This window comes from Sunxiuqinia sp. A32 (assembly GCF_052690465.1).
In genome coordinates this window covers 270,653-290,881 of sequence record NZ_JBQYLI010000001.1, presented here as the reverse complement: position 1 = coordinate 290,881, position 20,229 = coordinate 270,653, and the positions used below count along the sequence as shown (strand labels likewise).

Annotated in this window: 19 protein-coding genes; 8 read left to right on the top strand and 11 right to left on the bottom strand. The window is 38.2% G+C overall.

Annotated features, from left to right (window positions below):
* Positions 1-40 precede the first annotated feature (40 nt).
* The 9 genes from ACUNWD_RS01090 to ACUNWD_RS01050 form a co-directional block, all read right to left on the bottom strand.
* The gene (locus ACUNWD_RS01090) at positions 41-1,717 is read right to left on the bottom strand and encodes a ribulokinase (RefSeq protein WP_445585913.1); all 1,677 of its coding nucleotides are present in this window, start codon (positions 1,715-1,717) and stop codon (positions 41-43) included.
* An 11-nt stretch (positions 1,718-1,728) separates the two neighbouring features.
* Positions 1,729-2,412, bottom strand: a complete 684-nt coding sequence (gene araD, locus ACUNWD_RS01085) for an L-ribulose-5-phosphate 4-epimerase (RefSeq protein ID WP_445585912.1) — start codon at positions 2,410-2,412, stop codon at positions 1,729-1,731.
* 12 nt (positions 2,413-2,424) lie between these two features.
* On the bottom strand, positions 2,425-4,143 hold the full coding sequence (locus ACUNWD_RS01080; RefSeq protein WP_445585911.1) for a sodium:solute symporter: 1,719 nt from the start codon (positions 4,141-4,143) through the stop codon (positions 2,425-2,427).
* Between the two features lie 41 nt (positions 4,144-4,184).
* Positions 4,185-5,675 (bottom strand): L-arabinose isomerase, encoded by a 1,491-nt coding sequence (gene araA, locus ACUNWD_RS01075; RefSeq protein WP_445585910.1) that lies wholly within the window; start codon positions 5,673-5,675, stop codon positions 4,185-4,187.
* Between the two features lie 18 nt (positions 5,676-5,693).
* A complete protein-coding gene (locus ACUNWD_RS01070; protein ID WP_445585909.1) occupies positions 5,694-6,401 on the bottom strand; it encodes an NUDIX hydrolase in 708 nt (235 codons plus the stop codon).
* Between the two features lie 135 nt (positions 6,402-6,536).
* Complete coding sequence (gluP, locus tag ACUNWD_RS01065) at positions 6,537-7,751, bottom strand: glucose/galactose MFS transporter (protein ID WP_445585908.1); 1,215 nt, start codon at positions 7,749-7,751, stop codon at positions 6,537-6,539.
* A 30-nt stretch (positions 7,752-7,781) separates the two neighbouring features.
* The gene (locus ACUNWD_RS01060; protein ID WP_445585907.1) at positions 7,782-9,071 is read right to left on the bottom strand and encodes a galactokinase; all 1,290 of its coding nucleotides are present in this window, start codon (positions 9,069-9,071) and stop codon (positions 7,782-7,784) included.
* 26 nt (positions 9,072-9,097) lie between these two features.
* Positions 9,098-10,144, bottom strand: coding sequence for a UDP-glucose--hexose-1-phosphate uridylyltransferase (locus ACUNWD_RS01055; RefSeq protein ID WP_445585906.1), 1,047 nt, complete (start codon positions 10,142-10,144; stop codon positions 9,098-9,100).
* A 91-nt stretch (positions 10,145-10,235) separates the two neighbouring features.
* The gene (locus tag ACUNWD_RS01050; RefSeq protein ID WP_445585905.1) at positions 10,236-11,234 is read right to left on the bottom strand and encodes a GntR family transcriptional regulator; all 999 of its coding nucleotides are present in this window, start codon (positions 11,232-11,234) and stop codon (positions 10,236-10,238) included.
* Between the two features lie 122 nt (positions 11,235-11,356).
* Between ACUNWD_RS01050 and ACUNWD_RS01045 the strand changes: the two genes are divergently transcribed.
* The 4 genes from ACUNWD_RS01045 (at position 11,357) to ACUNWD_RS01030 (ending at position 14,216) form a co-directional block, all read left to right on the top strand.
* The gene (locus ACUNWD_RS01045; RefSeq protein WP_445585904.1) at positions 11,357-12,403 is read left to right on the top strand and encodes an aldose epimerase family protein; all 1,047 of its coding nucleotides are present in this window, start codon (positions 11,357-11,359) and stop codon (positions 12,401-12,403) included.
* Positions 12,404-12,645: 242 nt separating this feature from the next.
* Positions 12,646-13,344 (top strand): ABC transporter ATP-binding protein, encoded by a 699-nt coding sequence (locus ACUNWD_RS01040; protein WP_445585903.1) that lies wholly within the window; start codon positions 12,646-12,648, stop codon positions 13,342-13,344.
* Positions 13,344-13,916: a cob(I)yrinic acid a,c-diamide adenosyltransferase gene (locus tag ACUNWD_RS01035; RefSeq protein ID WP_445585902.1), complete on the top strand. Its 573-nt coding sequence runs from the start codon at positions 13,344-13,346 to the stop codon at positions 13,914-13,916. The genes ACUNWD_RS01040 and ACUNWD_RS01035 overlap by 1 nt, the downstream gene beginning before the upstream one ends.
* A 78-nt stretch (positions 13,917-13,994) precedes the next feature.
* Positions 13,995-14,216, top strand: a complete 222-nt coding sequence (locus tag ACUNWD_RS01030) for a DUF2795 domain-containing protein (RefSeq protein WP_111446584.1) — start codon at positions 13,995-13,997, stop codon at positions 14,214-14,216.
* 90 nt (positions 14,217-14,306) lie between these two features.
* Here the strand turns inward: ACUNWD_RS01030 and ACUNWD_RS01025 are convergent, their stop codons facing one another.
* Positions 14,307-15,008, bottom strand: coding sequence for an SAM-dependent methyltransferase (locus tag ACUNWD_RS01025; protein ID WP_445585901.1), 702 nt, complete (start codon positions 15,006-15,008; stop codon positions 14,307-14,309).
* Between the two features lie 75 nt (positions 15,009-15,083).
* On the opposite strand from ACUNWD_RS01025, the gene ACUNWD_RS01020 reads away from it, so the two are divergent.
* The 4 genes from ACUNWD_RS01020 to ACUNWD_RS01005 all read left to right on the top strand — a co-directional run bounded on the left by ACUNWD_RS01020 (position 15,084) and on the right by ACUNWD_RS01005 (position 19,900).
* On the top strand, positions 15,084-15,869 hold the full coding sequence (locus ACUNWD_RS01020) for an MBL fold metallo-hydrolase (RefSeq protein WP_445585900.1): 786 nt from the start codon (positions 15,084-15,086) through the stop codon (positions 15,867-15,869).
* An 11-nt stretch (positions 15,870-15,880) separates the two neighbouring features.
* A complete protein-coding gene (locus ACUNWD_RS01015; RefSeq protein ID WP_445585899.1) occupies positions 15,881-16,489 on the top strand; it encodes a YdeI/OmpD-associated family protein in 609 nt (202 codons plus the stop codon).
* Between the two features lie 115 nt (positions 16,490-16,604).
* Entirely contained in the window at positions 16,605-17,528 is a 924-nt protein-coding gene (locus tag ACUNWD_RS01010) for a YitT family protein (protein ID WP_445585898.1), read from the top strand.
* 80 nt (positions 17,529-17,608) lie between these two features.
* Positions 17,609-19,900, top strand: a complete 2,292-nt coding sequence (locus ACUNWD_RS01005) for a patatin-like phospholipase family protein (protein ID WP_445585897.1) — start codon at positions 17,609-17,611, stop codon at positions 19,898-19,900.
* Here ACUNWD_RS01005 and ACUNWD_RS01000 read toward each other — a convergent pair.
* Positions 19,897-20,229 carry a hypothetical protein gene (locus ACUNWD_RS01000; RefSeq protein WP_445585896.1) on the bottom strand — a complete coding sequence of 111 codons (333 nt, stop codon included), beginning with the start codon at positions 20,227-20,229 and terminating at the stop codon, positions 19,897-19,899. The two genes, ACUNWD_RS01005 and ACUNWD_RS01000, sit on opposite strands and share 4 nt — an antisense overlap.

Genomic DNA, 20,229 nt, shown 5'->3' with positions numbered 1-20,229 from the left:
TAATAGAATATTAAAATGGAAAGTTATGATTTCAAGAGAATTATTTTGTCAATTCGTCTTCAATAAACTTTCCTAATTTCTTATATTTCTCATAAATGAGTTGATATTTAGCAACATTCTCGGCAATTGGATGGTATTCAGTTTCAAATCCACCACCCATTTTCTTTTGGGCCTGATCAGTTGTAGCATACACTCCTGCAACAACCGCCGCTGCCATGGCTGATCCCAAAGCACATGCCTGTTCTGAACGAGCAACTTTAATTGGCATATTTAAGATGTCTGCTACAATTTGCATAACCAATGCAGATTTCTTGGCAACACCGCCCAGCGCAATTACCCCATCAATTCGGATGCCCTCACTTCTAAACCGATCAATTATTGCTTTTGAACCAAATGCAGTAGATTCAACTAATGCACGGAAAATTCGTGGAGCGTCTGTTCCCAAATTTAAGCCAGCAATGGCACCTTTCAGGTTTTGATTCGCGTCAGGAGTTCTTCTTCCATTCATCCAATCAATTGCCAAAACGCCATTTTCATCAATTCCAATCTTTTCGGCCTCTGCTGAAAGCTCAGCAATCATTTTATCCGATATTTCTTCAATTAATTTTTCCTGGGTTGCTTTATCGACCAAATTAGTTTTCTCTATAATTTGCTGTGTTGGTCCAACCAACACTTTTTTAAACCATGCATAAATATCTCCAAAAGCAGATTGACCAGCTTCCATTCCCAGCATTCCAGGTACAATCGATCCATCAACCTGACCACAGATTCCGGCAACAAGCTTGTCCCCTACTTCTTCCATCGGCGCAACCAGCATGTCACAAGTTGATGTCCCCATCACCTTACTCAAATAATAAGGTTCAATTTCAGCACCAAGTGCTCCAAGGTGAGCATCAAAGGCGCCCACACCAATTTTCACATCAGTAGACAGTCCTAATTTTTGAGCCCATTCCTCGGACAAATTCCCTACGGATACATCACAGGTAAATGTTTCTTTAAAAAGACGATCACGCAATCCGCTCAATGCCGGATCAAGTGCTGTCAAAAACTCTTCGGATGGCAATCCGCCAAACGCTTCGTGCCACATGGCTTTATGACCTGCAGCACAACGGCTACGCTTCAATGTTTTTGGACGAGTATTTCCAACTAATAAAGCAGGAATCCAATCGCAATGCTCCACCCAGGAATCAGCAGCTCTCATTATAGCGGCATCATCACGAAGGACATGCAACACTTTAGCCCAGAACCACTCCGATGAATATACTCCACCTTCGTACTTTGTAAAGTCGATATCCCATTTTCTTGCCAGGTCATTGATTTCATCCGCTTCTCTCACTGCTGTATGATCTTTCCAAAGAACAAACATGGCATTTGGATTTTCTTCAAACCCTGAAGTTAAAGCCAACGGTGTTCCTTTTTCATCAACAGCAACCGGAGTTGAGCCTGTAGTATCTACTGAAATACCAACTACATTTTCGGCAACTCCTGCCGGAGCCTGTTTCAATGCTTCTACAATGGTATATTCTAATCCTTCCAGATAATCTTTTGGATGCTGACGAAATTGATTTTTAGCGGGCTCACAAAACAAACCCTTTTTCCATCGGGGATATTCGAAAACGACACTCGCTATTTCTTCACCCGTGTTAACATTAACAATTAGTGATCTGACCGAGTCAGAACCATAATCAAGACCTATTGTATATTTTGCTTGTTCCATTTTGTTGGTTTTTATTGTCCGTAATAGGCATCTTTACCATGCTTACGTAAAAAGTGTTTATCTAATAAAGTTTGTGACATTTTTGTATCAGGATTGAGTTGAAAAGAACGAAAAGTCATTTTTGCGACTTCCTCCATTACAACCGCATTATGAACCGCTTCGTAAGCATCTTTCCCCCAGGAAAACGGGGCATGATTATTTACCAAAACACCAGGCATAAAATCAGGATTGAGTTCTTTGAAACACTCAACGATTACATTCCCGGTTTCCAATTCATATTCACCTTTAATCTCACCCTCTGTCATTTTTCGTGTACATGGAATCTCGCCAAAAAAATAATCAGCATGTGTTGTCCCTACAGCCGGAATAGCCATTCCAGCTTGCGCCCAGGTTGTTGCCCAGGGAGAATGGGTATGAACGATTCCACCAATATTCTTGAAATTTTTGTACAACACCAAGTGAGTTGGAGTATCCGATGAAGGCTTATATTTCCCTTCAACAATATTGCCTTCTAAATCAAGGACAACCATATCAGCAGGCTTCATTCCATCATAAGAAACACCACTAGGCTTAATGACAACCAATCCCTTTTCCCTGTCTATTCCACTCACATTTCCCCAGGTAAAAACAACCAGACTATGTACTACCAAATCCAGATTAGCCTGACAAACCTCTTCTTTCAATTCTTCTAACATAGAATCACTCTTTTACCAGAAATAAATATAAAATGCGACTGTAATTCCAAGTATAATAACTGTATGAATAACATCCCATTTGTTCCAACTTGCCCTGGTGGCTGACTTTTGCAAGTCAGTTGCTGACGAAAATGTCAAACCTTCCAGCTGAAGTTTAGGTGCAGCTTGTGTAAATCTGCTTACAACAATTATTACCAATATACTGAATGCCAACATTCCACCACTAAAAAACAACCAGTTAACATCATAAAATAATGTATAGAACCAGTTGTTAACCCCGGCTTCTGACGCCCAAAGTTTTACGTCTGCATAACCTGCACCATTAGCCATAGTTGTATAAAAGACCTTTGCACCGATTCGAAAAACTCCAATAATAAATCCAGCAATCATCCCCCACATGCCACCCTTCGGTGTTGGTTTGGATGAAGCTACCCCAAGAAGGAAAGCTGCTGCAATTCCCGGAGCTAAAACTGACTGTACATCTTGCAAATACGTATACAAAACACTCCCGATACTCCTCATAACAGGAATCCATAGGATACCTAACACAACCACAACAACTGTTGCAACCCGACCAACATGAAGTAACCTACGCTCACTGGCTTGTGGACGATATTTCTTATAGAAATCAATTGTAAACAACATGGCTGATGAGTTAAAAAGCGACGCTAACGAACTCATTAAAGCAGCCAGAATACCGCAGACTACCAGCCCCTTCACCCCTGCAGGCAACAATGTTGCAACTAATGTTGGAAAAGCTGCATCTGAGCTTGAAAGTGCAAACGTTTCTCCATTAATAACAATCCCTTTCTGTGCCATAGCAAAGGCAATCATACCAGGAATCATAAATAAGAATACAGGAGTTAATTTTAAATAAGCACCAAATATGGTTCCTCTTCTTGCCTGCGTTTCATCCCTACCAGACAAAACACGTTGTACAATGAATTGATCGGTACACCAATACCAGAAACCGATTACAGCAGAACCAATAAACACACCAAGCCAGGGAAAGTCGGCATCTCTGTTACTGCGAATGAGGTTTGTCATAGAATCTCCATACTCATTCACTTCAACAGAACTGGCGATTCTCATCATCTCATCCCAACCACCTAGAGCACGAAGCCCCAAAACAACAATGATAATTGAGCCCAAAAGTAATATAGGAGTTTGCAAAACTGAAGTATACAATACGGACTTCATCCCACCAATAACCGTGTAAATAGCAGTTAACAGAACTAATCCGATGGCAGATATCCAGAAAAAGTCAATCCCCCACATTGTTTCAATTCCGAATACCTCTTTAAATACTAGGCCACCGGCATATACTGTTACTGCTACTTTTGTCAACACATAACTTACCAATGAAATCATTGAAAGAATTGTACGCGATTCTTTGTTGTAACGCCGTTCCAAAAACTCTGGCATCGTAGTTACCATGCTTCGCGAATAGAATGGGACAAAAACCCATCCAAGCACCAAAATCATCCAACCTTGAATTTCCCAGTGGGCCATAGCCATACCGCTTGAAGCGCCAGCTCCGGCAAGACCAATTAAATGTTCAGAGCCAATATTGGATGCAAAAATGGATGCTCCAATCGCAATCCAGGTTGCACCACGTCCTGCCAGAAAATAGTCCCCGGAGGTTTCTTCTTTTTGCATAAACACCCAAGCAATAATACCGATCAGTGCTAGCGCAAATATGCCGATCACAATCCAGTCAAGTAATCCCATTAGAGTATATTTTTTAGTTTATAGTCAGTTAATTATTTAAATTAAAGCCCTTTAGCTAAATGATAATACAAATCATTCCACTTCAATTCCTTTTTAAAATCAGAGATCTTAGTTTCCTCATCAATCACCACAAACTCAACACCAACCATCTCTGCAAAATCTTCCAGATATTCTATTTTTAGAGCCATACTAAAGCTAGTGTGATGTGCTCCCCCGGCTAAAATCCATGCTGCCGCACCAACTTCAAGATTTGGCATTGGCACCCAAAGTGCACGTGCAACCGGTAATTTCGGAAGTGCTTTAGGTTGAATACATTTCACAGGATTTACAATCATTCTCATTCGTCCACCCATATCAACCAAAGTAGCATTGATACCATCTCCTTCTTTTACATCAAAAACCAAACGGGCAGGTGCATCTTTTCCACCAATTCCAAGCGGATGAACCTCGATTGATGGTTTTGAAGATGCAACTGATGGGCATATTTCCAACATGTGTGCACTTAATACGGCAGGTTGCACCGGATCTAAATGATACGTATAATCTTCCATGAATGAGCATCCGCCATCCATTTCTGCGGACATGACTTTCATAAGTCTAACCAACGCTGATTGTTTCCAGTCTCCTTCGGCACCAAATCCATAACCTTGAGCCATTAGGTGCTGACAAGCTAATCCTGGAAGTTGCTTTAATCCGTGTAAATCTTCAAAATTGGTTGTAAATGCTTTATATCCGTATTTGTCGAGGAATTTCTTCATCCCCAACTCAATTCTTGCCTGGTAACGAACATTCGCATCTTCTTTATCATTCAATTGATATTCTGTTGCATAAACATCCATTAATGCATCGATTTCCGTTTCCAAAACAGTATCCATACTTGCAACTAAATCACCAACTCCGTGGTAATTAATCTGCCACCCAAGAATTTTTTGAGCTTCAACCTTATCACCTTCGGTAACTGCAACATGACGCATATTATCGCCAAATCGACAAATTTTAAGACTTTTTGATTCATTATATGCAACCGCAGCACGACACCAAACCCCTAATTTTTTTTGCACTTTTTCTTCAGCCCAATGGCCTACGATAACCTTGCGGTTTATGCGCATTCGTGAACAAATAAATCCAAACTCACGCCCACCATGAGCAGACTGGTTTAGGTTCATAAAATCCATATCAATATCATCCCATGGAATATCGCGATTAAACTGAGTATGAAGATGAACGAATGGTTTTTTCAACACATCCAATCCCTGAATCCACATTTTTGATGGTGAAAAAGTGTGCATCCAGGTAATTAGCCCAATACATTCTTTTGAATTATTCGCCTCCAAACAACAATTGTAAATTTCATCCGGTGTTTTTAAAACTGGTTTAAAAACAATTTTAACAGGAACTTCAGCTGATGCATTTAAAGCGTCAGCAATAGCTGATGAATCTTCATCTACCTGTTTCAGTGTTTCAGCTCCATACAAATGCTGACTACCGGTTACGAACCATACTTCAAGATCTTTCATTTCACTTTTTTCCATGATCTAATATTCTTTAATTTATACTTTTACTATTCGTCCTATATCTCTGGGAACATCACTTTCTGTATATTTATAAAAGAATGCTCCCTTCTTTGATTCTGAAGGATCTTTTTTATTGGTCTTTTCCAACACCCCCAGAGAAAGCACTTTCTTTCTGAAGTTACCCGGATCAAATTCACGCTGGAAAATAGCGCCATAAAGATTTCTTAACTGAGTAAGCGTAAACAATTCGGATAGTAGTTCTTTCCCAATCAACTCATAGCCTGCCATGCGCTGTAGTTTCGCCAAAGCATCAACTACCATTTTTTCATGATCGAAAACCATCGAGGGTAATTCCGCAACGGGGCACCATGATGCGCCAAAATCCAATACACGCTTTTCGTCATGTTGATCAATACGAATAAGTGCGTAATATGCAATACTGACAACCCTGGCAACCTTTTCACGTTTTGGATCTGAAAAAGTAGATACCTGTTGCAAGAAAATGTCATCCAACCCAGTTGTTTTCTTAAGAACACGAATTGCGGCTTCATCAGAAGATTCATCTTCCTGAACAAATCCGCCAGGAAGAGACCATTTCCCTTTTTGTGGCTCAAATGCCCTTGGATACATTAAGATGCTCAATTGACCATCTCGATACCCAAAAATAACACAATCGACTGCTACATAGTGTTTAGGATGCTCTTTATAGAGCTGCATAACTGCTTGCTTACTTATTTCACTCATAATGGACAAATTTATAAAAGTATTATTTACTTTTATTATGGATTTATAGAAAATTTGCAAAAAAATGCTTCACAGCATAAAAAATGCCAGTTAGAAAAATCTAACCGGCATTTCAAATATCGATAAAAAAATTTGCTAAGTCCTAATTTTTGAGCCCTTTGCGGCAAAGAAAATCAAGTAGATATAATAAATGAACAAGAAGCTAATTGCAATTACTACCGAACCGGTAAGTGTTTGAACAGCTCCCATAATCGGCATTAAAATAGCAGCACCAATAACAGAAGTTGCAATAATACCAGAAGCAACATCGGCATGAGGGCCTAAATCTTCCAAAGCCAGGCTATATATTACAGGCCACATAATTGAATGGAATAATCCTGTTCCCAGGAACAACCACATACTTATATTACCTGTTAATACAATCGCTCCACCCAACATTGCAGCACCGCCAAGAGCACAAATGGATAGAATTAATGTTGGCCTTGCTTTTTGAAGAACAAAAATACCAATCAAACGTCCAACCATTAAACCTCCCCAATAATACTTCAACATATCCGTAGTTGATGTAGTAATCACGGCACCGGTTTTATTGGCAAAATCTGCAAAGAAACTTGGTATGCCAATCTCAATAGCCATGTATACAAAGATCGCGAAAGACCCTAACCATACATGAGGATATTTAAATGCACTTGATTTGTGCTTTTTAGTACTTGCCTGCTCTGCGGCTTCCTGCTCACCTTTAATATCTGGTAACTTAAGAAAGAGCATAATAACAAGAATAACAGCTGTTGCTATACCAATACCAATAAATGGATTTTTAACGATATCTTGAATAGCCGAATTCTCCAACACCTGACCAGGTGCAAGTTCAGGTGTCACTAACAGCACCGAAACAAAAATTGGAGCAATTACTGTGGCTACTGAGTTTAACGCATTGGTTAACGTCAAACGGCTAGCTGAACTTTCAGCAGGTCCTAAGGCAACAACATAAGGAGCTGCCGCAACCTGAAGAACAACCACACCTATCGCAAAAATTGACACCGCTGTTAAAAAGCCGAAATATCCGAATCCAACTCCAGGGACACTAGCAAAAAAACCTAATGCTGTTAATGCCAATCCCGTAAATATCGAGAACCGATAACCTATTCGCTTTATTAAAAAGCCTACAGGCACAGAAAGTATGTATGCCCCATAAAAGAAAGTATTTGGCAACTGCTTCTGTACATCATTTAGACCAAATGCTCCTTTTAGGAATTCAATTGTTGAATTATTCATTGTTGTAATAAATCCGAAAAGAAAAAACAACGAAGCCATCACAATCAAAGGAAACAAATACTTGTTCTTGCTCATTTCTTATAGTTTAAGTATAGTGTAGTAATCTTACAACTCTAATTTGATAGATCCTTTGGCACGGATAAACAACTTATGGCATTTTCCTTCTCCATAAACATGCTCCAAAGTTTTGGTGTACTCTTCAAGAAGATCCTGTGGAACAAAAGCTTGAATTGTGCCACCAAATCCACCACCATGAACACGCCATGCACCTTTTCCTTTAAGCACCATTTCACTTAAAGCCAATGCCAACGAAACGACCTGATCATCTTTGTGAACAACATCGAAAATATTCTGATTGTACATGTATGAACTATAACCAGACTCAACAACCATTTTTAGGAATGCGTCAAAATCATTGTTCTCCAATGCAGCAACCTGATCAACAACACGTTGGTTATCTCCCTGGAAGTGATATGCACGTAAAATAGCACGATCACCAGTCTTTTCACGGATTTCAGGGATTTTTTCTACAATTTGCTCCAACGTAACTTTTCTCAAAACATCAACCCCCAATTCTGCAGCAACTGCTTTCATTTCAGTTGGCAATGATGCATATTCAGCTTGAGAAGCAGCGTCATAATGACCGCCACCTACATCAGTAATAACCAATGAGAATCCTGTAGATACAAAGTCAAAATCAACTTCTTTTACAATTGGTTTTGAAGGATCTTCAAAGTCAATAGTAATTAAACCACCAACAGAACATGCAGTTTGATCCATCAATCCGCATGGTTTTCCAAAGAAATTATTTTCTGACCACTGTCCGATAATTGCGTTCTCAACAGCGCCCATTTTACCATCATTAAATAGATGGCTCACAATAGCGCCAATCAATACTTCAAAAGAAGCAGAAGAACTTAATCCGGAACCTTTTGGTACTCGGCCTTCGATGCACGCATCAAAACCACCAATTTCATAACCATTTTCTTTCATCTTGGCACAAATCCCTTTTACTAATGATGAAGATGTATAGAATTGTGATTCATCAATTTCCAATGAACTCAAATCCACTTGAAACTCAGGGTAGCCAGCAGATTTAATACGAATCGTATTTGTTCCGTTTGCTGCAGCAACTGCAATATTGTCAAGATTCACCGCACCTGCCAAAACGCGACCATAGTTGTGGTCAGTATGATTACCACCAATTTCAGTACGTCCAGGAGAACTAAAAAGCTCAACATTGTCAGAACTATAAGTTTTTTCAAATTCAGCCATTAAATCGGCATAACGATCTGCTTGTTCTTTTAAAACAACCGCATCAACTCCGTATAATTCCTGAAATAGTGGATTATTTCCACCATTTATTTTTTCAATTAAAGCACTAATTTTTGCCATAATACAATTTGATTTATTTTAATTGGTTATTGTTTTTTATAATGAATATCTGATAAGTCACGTAATCTCTTGGCTGCTTGTTCCGCAGTGATATCTCGCTGTGGAGTAGCTAACATTTCATAGCCAACCATGAATTTCTTCACTGTTGCAGACCGCAATAATGGTGGGTAAAAATGCATGTGTAAATGCCATTCCGGATAGTCTTTTCCATCCGTTGGCGCCTGATGCAAACCTGCAGAATAAGCAAAAGAAGTTTCAAACAAATTATCGTACTTCACGGTAAGTTGCTTGTACATATCTGCAAATGCAGTTTTTTCCTCTTCGGTTAATTGAAGAACATTCTGCACCGGACGTTTACTGATAATCATGGTTTCGAATGGCCAAACTGCCCAGTATGGAACCAGCGCAACAAAATGCTCATTTTGAGCCAACAACCGCTCTTTCTTATCAAGTTCGGCTTTCAGATAGTCGCCCAATAAAGTTGCACCGTTTTTCTCAAAATAGGCTTTCTGAGATACAGACTCTTTTGCAGGTTCAACAGGAACTGATGAAGACGACCAAATTTGTCCGTGCGGATGTGGATTCGAACATCCCATAATCGCACCTTTGTTTTCAAAAATCTGAACGTAATTGATTAGTTCATTGCCACCCAACTCTTCAAATTGCTCGCACCAAACGTCGATTACTTTGCGAATATCTTCAACTTCCATTTCAGGAATTGTCAGGCTATGGTTTTCACTAAAGCAAATAACTTTACAAATTCCGCTTTCACTTTTTGCCTGAAATAGGCTTCCTTCGTCCATTCCTCCTTCAGGAGTATTCGTCAACAATGCACTAAAATCATTTGTAAAAACGAACGTTCCCTTATAATCGGGATTTTTATGACCTCCTGCCCTTTCGTTTCCTGCACATAGGTAACAGCTAGGATCGTATTTTGGACGCTCGTCTATAATTGTCTTTTCAACTTGCCCTTGCCATGGTCTTTTTGACCGATGTGGCGATACTAAAATCCAATCGTTTGTCAACGGATTTAACCTCTTGTGTGGATGATCTTCAATATTAAAATTACTCATGTTTTATAAATTTTACCAACTGGTAGGTACTGGTGGGCAAAACTACAAATAATTGCCTTTCGATGCTCACCTCAACCTGTGTTTTTTAACACTATAATGAATTTCTTCTAATCAACTTCGACGGATTGCGAACCTGATCCTTTCCTTTTTCAATAATCATTTCTGCCAGGGTCTTCCCCATTAATTCAAAATCTGTAGAAATTGTAGTGATTCCGCCAGCCACTACTTCTTTTAGCATCGTATCGTTAAACGACACAATGCCAAAATTGTCTCCAAGCCTAAAATTCTTTTCATTAGCCATTTTTACTAAACGAACCAAATTCCTATCTGAAGGCACAAAATATGCTTCTCCTTCTTGAATTTCACGCCCGATTAGACTTCTCAAAACTTCGAATTCAATATTCTTTTCTTTGCAATACTTCTGAAAACCAGTCATGCGCCCTTCAGGTTCTTTCCCCCCTGGAAAAACCATAGTCAGTTTTTTGTATTTCTTCAAAAGTTCGTCTCCACTCTTCAGCGCAGAATAAACATCATCTTCAAAATCCTGATAAACAAGCGGGTAACCAAACAAATCTTCCTTCTTCCTATCAAGTATGTAAACTTTTTCTTGTGGCAAAACAGAAAGAATATCAAGCGTATTGTCAAATGTTGCCGGCATAATTACATACGAAGTATACTTCCCAGCACTTTCTGCAATCAAATCTTTGAAAAGCTGAAAATTAAAGTGGTGAAAATATATATCGACACTTGATTTGATATCCAGACTATTTAAAAAAGAAGTGTACAAATCTTCTTTAAAAGCATTTAATTCATCAAACAAAACAAAGATTCGTTCATCCACATTAATCTCAGTACTATTAATATAATACCCCTTTCCCGGAATGGAGCTAATCACTCCTTTAGCTTTGAGTTCGTTAAATGCAACCATTACCGTATCGCGGGACAATTCAAATTCTGCACATATTTGATTTAATGAAGGTATCTTATCTCCATGTTTGAGATTACCATTTTGTATAGCCTGATAAATCGAATTTATTATTTGGCGGTACTTGGGAACTCCCAGACTATCATCAATTTGAATATTTTTCACAGGTAAAGGCGTTAGTTAATTCATACAAAACTAAAAAAAACCATCATATTTTTAACCACCAGTACCCACCAGTTTGCAACAATCTATTAAATTTGTAGACTTAACACCTAAAAATTAATCAAATGAAACTAAGTAAAACAACTTTCGGCATCTTACCGAATGGACAAACTGCCGAATTATTTACTCTTGAGAATGACAACAAACTCAAAGTTAAGATAACAAACTATGGCGCAATCATCACTTCAATTGAAATGAGTAGCAAACAAGGACAGGTTGACAATGTAGTTTGTGGCTTTGAAAAGCTTGAAGATTATATTAGTGAGCAATATCTTGGGGGCTATCCATATTTTGGGTGTATTATTGGAAGGTATGGAAACCGCATCGCAAATGGTAAATATAGTATTGAAGGAAAAGAATACACCGGAGCAATTAATAATGGCCCAAATCATTTACATGGAGGGCTTGAAGGTTTTGATAAGAAACTGTGGACTGCTGAAACTTTTGAAACAGAAGACGAAGTTGGTGTAAAAATGAGCTACACCAGTGTTGATGGAGAGGAAGGTTATCCGGGAACGATTGATGTGGTTTGTACTTATTCATTAAATGCAGACAATGAGCTATCACTGAAATACGAAGCAGAAACTGACAAAACAACAATTATTAATCTTACCAACCACAGTTATTTTAACCTTACCGGTGGAAAAGAAGATATTTGTAACCATTCATTAGAACTACCAGCAACAAAAATTACGGAGAATGTGGAAATGATCCCAACAGGAAAAATTATTCCAGTTGAAGGAACTGTATTTGATTTCACCACTCGCAAAAAATTGGGGCAAGACATAAATACGCTTCCAGATGGGTACGATTTAAATTATGTGCTGGATAATGAAAGTGGCATTGTCGTATATGCCGGATGTTTGCAGGAGGAATTGTCCGGTCGTCAGTTGAAAGTCTTTACGACTCAGCCTGGCATCCAGCTTTACACTGGATTTTGGATTCCGGAATTATTAATTGATGGCGAAAAGAAATTTGGCAAATATGCGGGAGTTGCATTGGAAACTCAACATTATCCGGATTCGCCAAACCATGAAAATTTTCCAACAACCGAACTTAAACCTGGTGAAAAGTATGATCACCAAACAATTTACAAGTTTGATCTGATATAATAGGGTAATATTGTCAAAACACGCAAAGGATGGATTTGAAATCCATCCTTTTTTATGTATTAATATTAAGCGTTAAACTTTCATAAATCTATCTCAAAACAAAAATTATTTTGATAACTTGTGGCTCAATTATTGTTATACCCCTGAGAAGATTTTTTATTTATTTTAAAAATTTACAGAAAACCAGACAACAATATTATTACCAATTAGTTAAACCAATAAACAATTTCAAACCAGAAAACATGGAACAAGTTATCAACCTGAAAGACATTGTAAAAAACTATAAAGTAGGAACACAAGTTGTTCGTGCATTACGCTCGGTTAGTTTGCAAATTAACGTTGGCGAGTACGTTGCGATTATGGGTGCTTCAGGTTCCGGAAAATCAACACTAATGAATATCATTGGCTGTTTGGACACCCCTACAAGCGGAGAATATATTTTAAATAATAAGCGTGTTAGCGACCTTACTGACGATGAGCTTGCTGAAATTCGCAACACTGAAATTGGTTTTGTTTTTCAAACCTTTAATCTACTGCCGCGAAATACCGCACTTGACAACGTCATGTTACCATTAATTTATGCGGGAATTAAAAAGCACGACCGAATTGAACAGGCAACCAAGATCTTAACCGAAGTTGGACTGGAAGATCGAATGGAGCATAAGCCAAATGAGCTTTCCGGAGGACAGCGTCAACGGGTAGCTGTTGCCAGAGCCCTGGTGAATAATCCATCTATTTTGTTGGCCGATGAGCCTACAGGAAACCTGGACTCAAAAATTTCAGAAGAAATCATGATACTTTTTGCTGAAATTCACAGAAAAGGGAACACGCTAATTGTTGTTACCCACGAAGAAGATATTGCCAAGCATGCCCACCGGATTATCAGGCTAAAAGATGGACAAATTGAATCCGATGACATTAATCCAAATCCAGTAATTTAATGAGTAAAATAACTAGGGTATACACCAAAACAGGAGATGATGGCACTACCGGGCTAATCGGTGGTAGCAGGGTGAAGAAATATGACGTCAGGCTTGAAGCCTACGGCACGGTTGATGAATTAAATAGTCATATTGGATTAATTATAGCTTCGGGCGTTGATGACAATTCAAAAAAAGTCCTTCAATTCATCCAAAATAAACTATTTGTTATAGGTTCTCAACTTGCAACGGATGATTCTGCCGCAGAATTCAAAAAAAGGTATCCATGCAAAGAAGAGGATATAAAACTTCTGGAAAATGAAATGGATACTATGTTTGAAACCTTACCAAAATTAGACAATTTTATTCTGCCAGGAGGGAGTGTTAGTTCGGCTCAAACACAAATTGCAAGAACAATTTGCAGAAGGGCAGAAAGACGTATTATTGAGCTCTCTGAAAAGACAAAAATTGAAAATAACCTGATAAAATTCATTAATCGCCTTTCAGATTACTTATTTGTGTTAGGCCGGAAAATTGCCTTTGACCAGAAAGCGCCTGAAAATCTGTGGATTCCAGACGAAAATCGAGGGTGATTTTTTATTTAGGTTTTGATGTAATTTTTTATATATTCGCAAAATTAATAAACAGGTTAAACTAAAATACCTTCGAATATGTACTGGACACTAGAATTAGCATCAAAATTGGAAGATGCACCCTGGCCCGCTTCTAAAGATGAGTTGATTGATTTTGCAATCCGATCTGGAGCTCCGCTTGAGGTGATTGAAAACCTGCAGGAAATAGAGGACGAAGGAGAAATTTATGAGAGCATTGAAGATATCTGGCCCGATTATCCGAGCAAAGATGATTTTTTCTTCAATGAAGATGAGTACTAATCAATTGTAGGCAAATCATATTAGTAGCAGGAATTATTTTCCTGCTATTTTTTTACCAAAAACTTGCATGAGTTAGATCCCAGCGAATTACTACTTCCCTAGAATAAATATTGCAGGGCGTTTTTGCACCTCAGGCAACTTCTTTTTCCAGGCACTAATTGGTTTCGTTTGAATAAATTCTGTTTCAAGCGTAATATCACACGCAATACAAAGTAATGTATGAGGTTGGCATGCATTAATGAAATCTTCCAGCAGTGCTTGGTTACGATATGGTGCTTCAATAAAAACCTGAGACTGATTCTCATTATAAACCCGGCTTTCCAGATGCCGTATTTCTTTTATTTTTTCAGCTTTCTTAATCGGCAAATATCCATTAAAAGCAAAATTTTGTCCATTCATTCCCGATGCCATCATTGCCAACAAAATTGAAGAAGGTCCAACCAAAGGAACTACCTGAATTCCCTTTTCATGTGCGATTCTAACAACATCAGCTCCCGGATCAGCAACTCCCGGACATCCGGCTTCGGACATAATTCCAACAGGCTTCCCGCCTTTTATTGGTTCAATATATGTATGCAGTTGATTTTTGTTGGTATGCTTATTTAATTCATAAAAAGTAAGAGAATCAATATCAATATCCTTGTCCACTTTCTTTAGAAAGCGTCTGGCAGTGCGAATATTCTCTACAATGAAATGTGAAATTGACAATATAATTTTTCGATGATTTTCAGGTATCACCGTTGAAATATCACTCTCTCCAAGCGTAACAGGAATTAGGAAAACCTTTGCCATAAAATTTTTTCTTCAAAAATAATTAAAATAAGTTCTGCTACTACGAAATCTATTTTTTGTAGTTTTATGCTATACATGAATAATAATTACACCATGCAGATAGAGCTTCTCGGAACGGGTACATCTCAAGGAGTGCCTGTTGTTGCTTGTGAGTGCGATGTATGCAAATCAAATAATCCCAAAGATACACGACTTCGTTCATCTTTATTAATTGAAATTAATGGGCTTAAAATAGTCATTGATGCAGGACCAGATTTCAGGCAACAAATGCTGAAAACCAAACTCAACCATTTAAATGCAATTTTGCTCACCCATGAACATACAGATCATTTATTTGGTCTGGATGATATTCGATCTTTTAACTGGGTGCAAGGTCACCCAACAGATATCTATGCCGAAGCTCGTGTTCAGGAAGCAATTAAGCGTGTATTTAACTACGTCTTTGCCCGATATAAATACCCTGGAATTCCTCAAATGAATTTACATTTAGTGGAGAACAAGCCTTTTGACATTGAAGGAATTCCAATTGTTCCCATTCGGGGACTTCATTACAAATTGCCGGTATTTGGCTATCGTATTGGGAAATTTGCCTACATGACCGACATTAATTTTATTAAAGATGATGAGAAACAAAAGCTCCTTGGACTAGATGTTTTAATAGTGAATGCGCTTCGAAAAGAAAAACATATTTCACATTACAACCTGGAGGAAGCGTTGCAATTAATAGATGAATTAAAACCGAAGGAGGCCTATCTAACTCACATTTCTCATTTAATGGGATTTCATGAGCAGGTGCAAGATGAATTACCTTCAAATGTTTTTCTCGCTTATGATGGTTTAAAATTAAATATTGACATTTAACGTTTCTCGTCATGCCAACGAAAGAACTACAACAAGTCTACTTCAAAAATCAAAAAGAATTTAGGGATTGGCTAACACTCAACTACAATAAGAGTGACGGTATTTGGCTGATTTACTTCAAAAAACACACTCAAAAAGAAAGCATTCATTATGCTCAGGCATTGGAAGAAGCGCTTTGCTTTGGATGGATTGACAGCACAGTAAAACGTATTGATGAAGAACAGTATATGCAAATATTCTCTCCTCGAACAAATTTAAAAAATTGGTCTGATGTAAATAAACTGAAAGTCATTGAGCTTATTAAAAACAAAAAAATGACGAACGCCGGACTGATGAAAATTGACGAATATGCAAAAACAGGGAAACTCAGCTGGAAGACATCCGAGATTAAATCAAAAATGAAAGAAAAATCCAGCAAGCAATTGCATGCGCCAATTTCCATGCTTGCTGAGTTTGCGAAAAACGAACCCGCTCTTTCCAATTTCAACCAACTGGCACCATCTTACAAAAGAGAATATATTAACTGGATTGCTTCTGCCAAACGAAAAGAAACGCAAGAAAAACGGTTAAAGGAATCAATTGGTCTTTTGAAGGAGAATAAAAAACTCGGAATGAAATAATTATTCGGTTCGAATTCAAGCAGATAAAAATCTTCTCCAAATAGAATGGATTCGATGATAAAAGTCACCAGAAAATATACTTATTACCTGCTACTTTTGTAAAAAATGAAGAATTATGCCATTCATTCAAAAAGAAAAAAATTTTAGCCTTAAATGGTTTAAAGAATACAGTTTTATTACCATCGGTGCTTTTATCCTTGCAGTAGGATTTGTCTTTTTTATTTCGCCACATAAAATCGTCCCTGGAGGTGTTTATGGCATTGCCATTGTAGTTCATTATTTGAGCAAGGGGCTATTTTCGTTTTGGCCTGATGGAATTCCAATTGGATTGTTTGGTTTAATATTAAATATACCACTAACGATTGCTGGCATCAAAATATTGGGACCCAGATTCGGTATTAAAACAGTGGTGGGCTTCGTACTCACATCTGTTTTTATGGATCTGATAACTTATCTGCGTGTTGACGGAGAAGCGCCGCTGGTGCAGGATGTTTTACTATCGTGTGTATTTGGAGGTGTTCTGATTGGCTTTGGATTAGGACTGATCTTTAAATCCCGCGCTACATCTGGTGGTTCAGATATTATTGCCATGATTATTGCGAAATACACCGGCTTACAAATTGGACAATTGATGATCTATGTTGATTCGGTGATCGTCTTATTTGGCCTTGCCGTATTTCAGGACTGGCAGATTCCACTATACTCATGGCTCGTCATCTACATTACGGGCCGAGCAATCGACATCACAATCGAGGGTGCAAACTATAATAAAGCCCTATTAATAATTTCGGATAAACACGAAGAAATAAAGCATAAAATTCTGGTTGATTTGGAACGCGGAGGAACATATTTACAAGGTAGTGGCATGTTTACTGGCAATGAAAAGCAAATTATTTACACCGTTGTAAGTAGACGTGAAGTCGCAATTTTGGAGCAGTTTATCAGTCGAATCGACCCCAATGCCTTTATTACAGTAATGGACACAAGCGAAATATTAGGCGAAGGGTTTCAATCCCTAAAAATGAAGGTTGACTCTTAAAATTCCCCGTAAAATATAAATTATGAGGCTTGTTTTTCATAAATTTGATTTTCAGCAAAACAACAATAAAGCCAATCTCAATGAAACGACGCCTTCTAGCTTTTCTTATTATTATCCTCAATCTTAATTCACTACAAGCTCAAAAAGTAGGTTTGGTACTGAGTGGTGGAGGAGCCAAGGGCCTTGCCCATATTGGTGTCATTAAAGCTCTTGAAGAAAATAATATTCCTATTGATTACATTGCAGGAACATCCATGGGGGCAATCATCGGAGGACTTTATGCTGCAGGCTATTCTCCTGAAGAAATGGAGGAATTATTCAAATCCGATCAATTTAAGTTTTGGTCAACCGGAAAAATACAGGAAGAATACCGCTACTTTTTTCGAAAATTGGAGGATGATCCATCATGGTTAAGCCTCGATCTTAAAAGAACCGAAGACAAATTACGGATTTTACCGCCGACCAATATTATTCCCGAAGAACAAATGGATTTTGCATTCATGGAAATGTTTGCGTCAACGAATGCGGTTTGCGACTACGATTTCAACAAACTATTTGTCCCTTTTTTGTGCATCGCCACCGACGTTTTTGACAACCGCGAAATTGAACTTAGAAATGGTGATCTGGGAGAAGCCATCCGCGCTTCCATGACATTTCCACTTTACTTCAAACCCATTGTTATAGACGGGGCTTTGGTATTTGACGGTGGTATTGTAAATAACTTCCCTACCAGAAACATGATTGAAAGCTTTGCTCCAGACATCATTATTGGGCACAAAGTAGCTAACAATGCTCGCCGCCCTGATGAAGATGATGTGATGGCACAGCTCGAGAACATGATCATGCAAAAAACGGAATACGAAATTTCGGATGAAAAAGGTATTTTATTGGAAACAAAATTCACCAATGTCAACTTACTTGATTTTAATAAAATAGAGCAAATAGAAAACGCAGGGAAGCAAACAGCTCTGGCACAAATTGATAGTATTAAGTCAAGAATTCCACGAGAAGTTAGCCAGAATGAAGTTAGCAAACGCCGGGAAATGTTTAAATTGGAGAAACCAGATATGTTATTCCAAAATGTACAAGTTGAAGGTGTTACTGATGCCATGCAACGGAAATATATCATCCAAAGTCTTAAACATAAATCCAACACTATTGATCTTGAAGAACTACGAAAACAATACTTTAAGTTGGTGGCTGATCCCCAAATCCAATCCATCAGGCCGGTATCTATGTATAATCCTGAAACGGGATACTTTGACCTGCATTTGAAAGTCAAACAAACCACACCCTTTGAGCTTAAGTTTGGAGGAAATGTTTCGACCAAGCCAATTAATCAGGGTTTTCTCAGTTTAGACTACCTTTATTTTAATGACCGAGCCTACACCTTGAGTTCAAACATTTACTTTGGACGATTCTATAGCTCAATAAAATTTGGTGGTCGCATTGATTTTCCAAGTAAGCTCCCATTTTACCTTTCCGGGTACGCTACTTTTAATCGTTGGGACTACTACTCCACTGCAAATGAATTCTTCTTTGAAGATGTGAGACCTCCTTACATCATTCAAGATGAAAATAATGTTCGGGTAGAAATGGCATTTCCATTATGGACCAGAGGTAAGTTTAAACTTGGTTCCAGTTATTCAATGGCTATTGACGAATACTATCAAAATGGACCGGTATCGAAATTTGACGAAGCTGACAAAACAAAGTTTGATGCTTTTGCCGCTCAAGCAAGTTTCGAAGAAAATTCGTTGAATTACAAGCAATACCCAACCGAAGGAATATCCACATGTTTATCATTCACTTATGTGAGTGGACAAGAACGAAATGAACCGGGAACAACCTCCTCAACGAATCAGACATCAACTACCAACCATGAATTCTACACCATCAAAGGGAGCTATGACAATTACTTCAGAATTGGAAGGAAGTTATCATTAGGGTTTCTTGCAGAAGGTGTCTACAGTAATAAAAAAGTATTTAGCAATTACCAGTCAACAATTCTTTCGGCACCGTCCTTCACTCCTACGCCTTATAGCCAAACCTTGGTACTGAATAAATTCAGAGCAAGCAAATATGTTGCAACTGGGTTGAAAACAATCGTAAAATTGAGCGATCAGTTCCATCTTCGTTTTGAAGGTTATGGATTTGTGCCTGTTCGAAGGATAAACCAAACAGAAGATTTTAAAGCCTTTTATGATCCGGATAGTTATTCGACCCTGAAACTAATGGGATCCGGTGGACTGATATACCACTCGGGACTTGGGCCAATCAGCTTAACCTTAAACTATTTTGAAAAAGAAAACACCAAGTTATACCTCGCTTTTAGTTTTGGGTATATACTATTTAATAAGAGAGGCTATTAGTCACGTTTTTGATGTTGCATCTTTGATGGCACCTCAAAAGAAATCTCAACAACACCTTTAAAATCACCATTTTCCATCCAGGGTGTTTGCAGAATTTGTCTAACAACTCCCTTCTTCTCAATTGTATACGCATTCCGACAGGGGCTTTCCAACATTTTGGCAAGCATTTCTTTTGACTTTTCGGAATGACAATCCATCAGGTTGGTTCCAATCAAAGCTTCTCCTCCATATTTTGCAAATTGCTTCTTGGAACCTGCATTCATATACACAATAATTCCATTGCGATTACATATTGTAACCGCTCCATCAAACTCATCAGTCCAATTCAT

Bases quoted from the DNA above. Each gene is read 5' to 3' on its own strand.
- ACUNWD_RS01090 (WP_445585913.1), bottom strand. From the start codon at position 1,717: ATGGAACAAGCAAAATATACAATAGGTCTTGATTATGGTTCTGACTCG.
- araD (WP_445585912.1), bottom strand. From the start codon at position 2,412: ATGTTAGAAGAATTGAAAGAAGAGGTTTGTCAGGCTAATCTGGATTTG.
- ACUNWD_RS01080 (WP_445585911.1), bottom strand. From the start codon at position 4,143: ATGGGATTACTTGACTGGATTGTGATCGGCATATTTGCGCTAGCACTG.
- araA (WP_445585910.1), bottom strand. From the start codon at position 5,675: ATGGAAAAAAGTGAAATGAAAGATCTTGAAGTATGGTTCGTAACCGGT.
- ACUNWD_RS01070 (WP_445585909.1), bottom strand. From the start codon at position 6,401: ATGAGTGAAATAAGTAAGCAAGCAGTTATGCAGCTCTATAAAGAGCAT.
- gluP (WP_445585908.1), bottom strand. From the start codon at position 7,751: ATGAGCAAGAACAAGTATTTGTTTCCTTTGATTGTGATGGCTTCGTTG.
- ACUNWD_RS01060 (WP_445585907.1), bottom strand. From the start codon at position 9,071: ATGGCAAAAATTAGTGCTTTAATTGAAAAAATAAATGGTGGAAATAAT.
- ACUNWD_RS01055 (WP_445585906.1), bottom strand. From the start codon at position 10,144: ATGAGTAATTTTAATATTGAAGATCATCCACACAAGAGGTTAAATCCG.
- ACUNWD_RS01045 (WP_445585904.1), top strand. From the start codon at position 11,357: ATGAAACTAAGTAAAACAACTTTCGGCATCTTACCGAATGGACAAACT.
- ACUNWD_RS01040 (WP_445585903.1), top strand. From the start codon at position 12,646: ATGGAACAAGTTATCAACCTGAAAGACATTGTAAAAAACTATAAAGTA.
- ACUNWD_RS01035 (WP_445585902.1), top strand. From the start codon at position 13,344: ATGAGTAAAATAACTAGGGTATACACCAAAACAGGAGATGATGGCACT.
- ACUNWD_RS01030 (WP_111446584.1), top strand. From the start codon at position 13,995: ATGTACTGGACACTAGAATTAGCATCAAAATTGGAAGATGCACCCTGG.
- ACUNWD_RS01025 (WP_445585901.1), bottom strand. From the start codon at position 15,008: ATGGCAAAGGTTTTCCTAATTCCTGTTACGCTTGGAGAGAGTGATATT.
- ACUNWD_RS01020 (WP_445585900.1), top strand. From the start codon at position 15,084: ATGAATAATAATTACACCATGCAGATAGAGCTTCTCGGAACGGGTACA.
- ACUNWD_RS01015 (WP_445585899.1), top strand. From the start codon at position 15,881: ATGCCAACGAAAGAACTACAACAAGTCTACTTCAAAAATCAAAAAGAA.
- ACUNWD_RS01010 (WP_445585898.1), top strand. From the start codon at position 16,605: ATGCCATTCATTCAAAAAGAAAAAAATTTTAGCCTTAAATGGTTTAAA.
- ACUNWD_RS01005 (WP_445585897.1), top strand. From the start codon at position 17,609: ATGAAACGACGCCTTCTAGCTTTTCTTATTATTATCCTCAATCTTAAT.
- ACUNWD_RS01000 (WP_445585896.1), bottom strand. From the start codon at position 20,229: ATGAATTGGACTGATGAGTTTGATGGAGCGGTTACAATATGTAATCGC.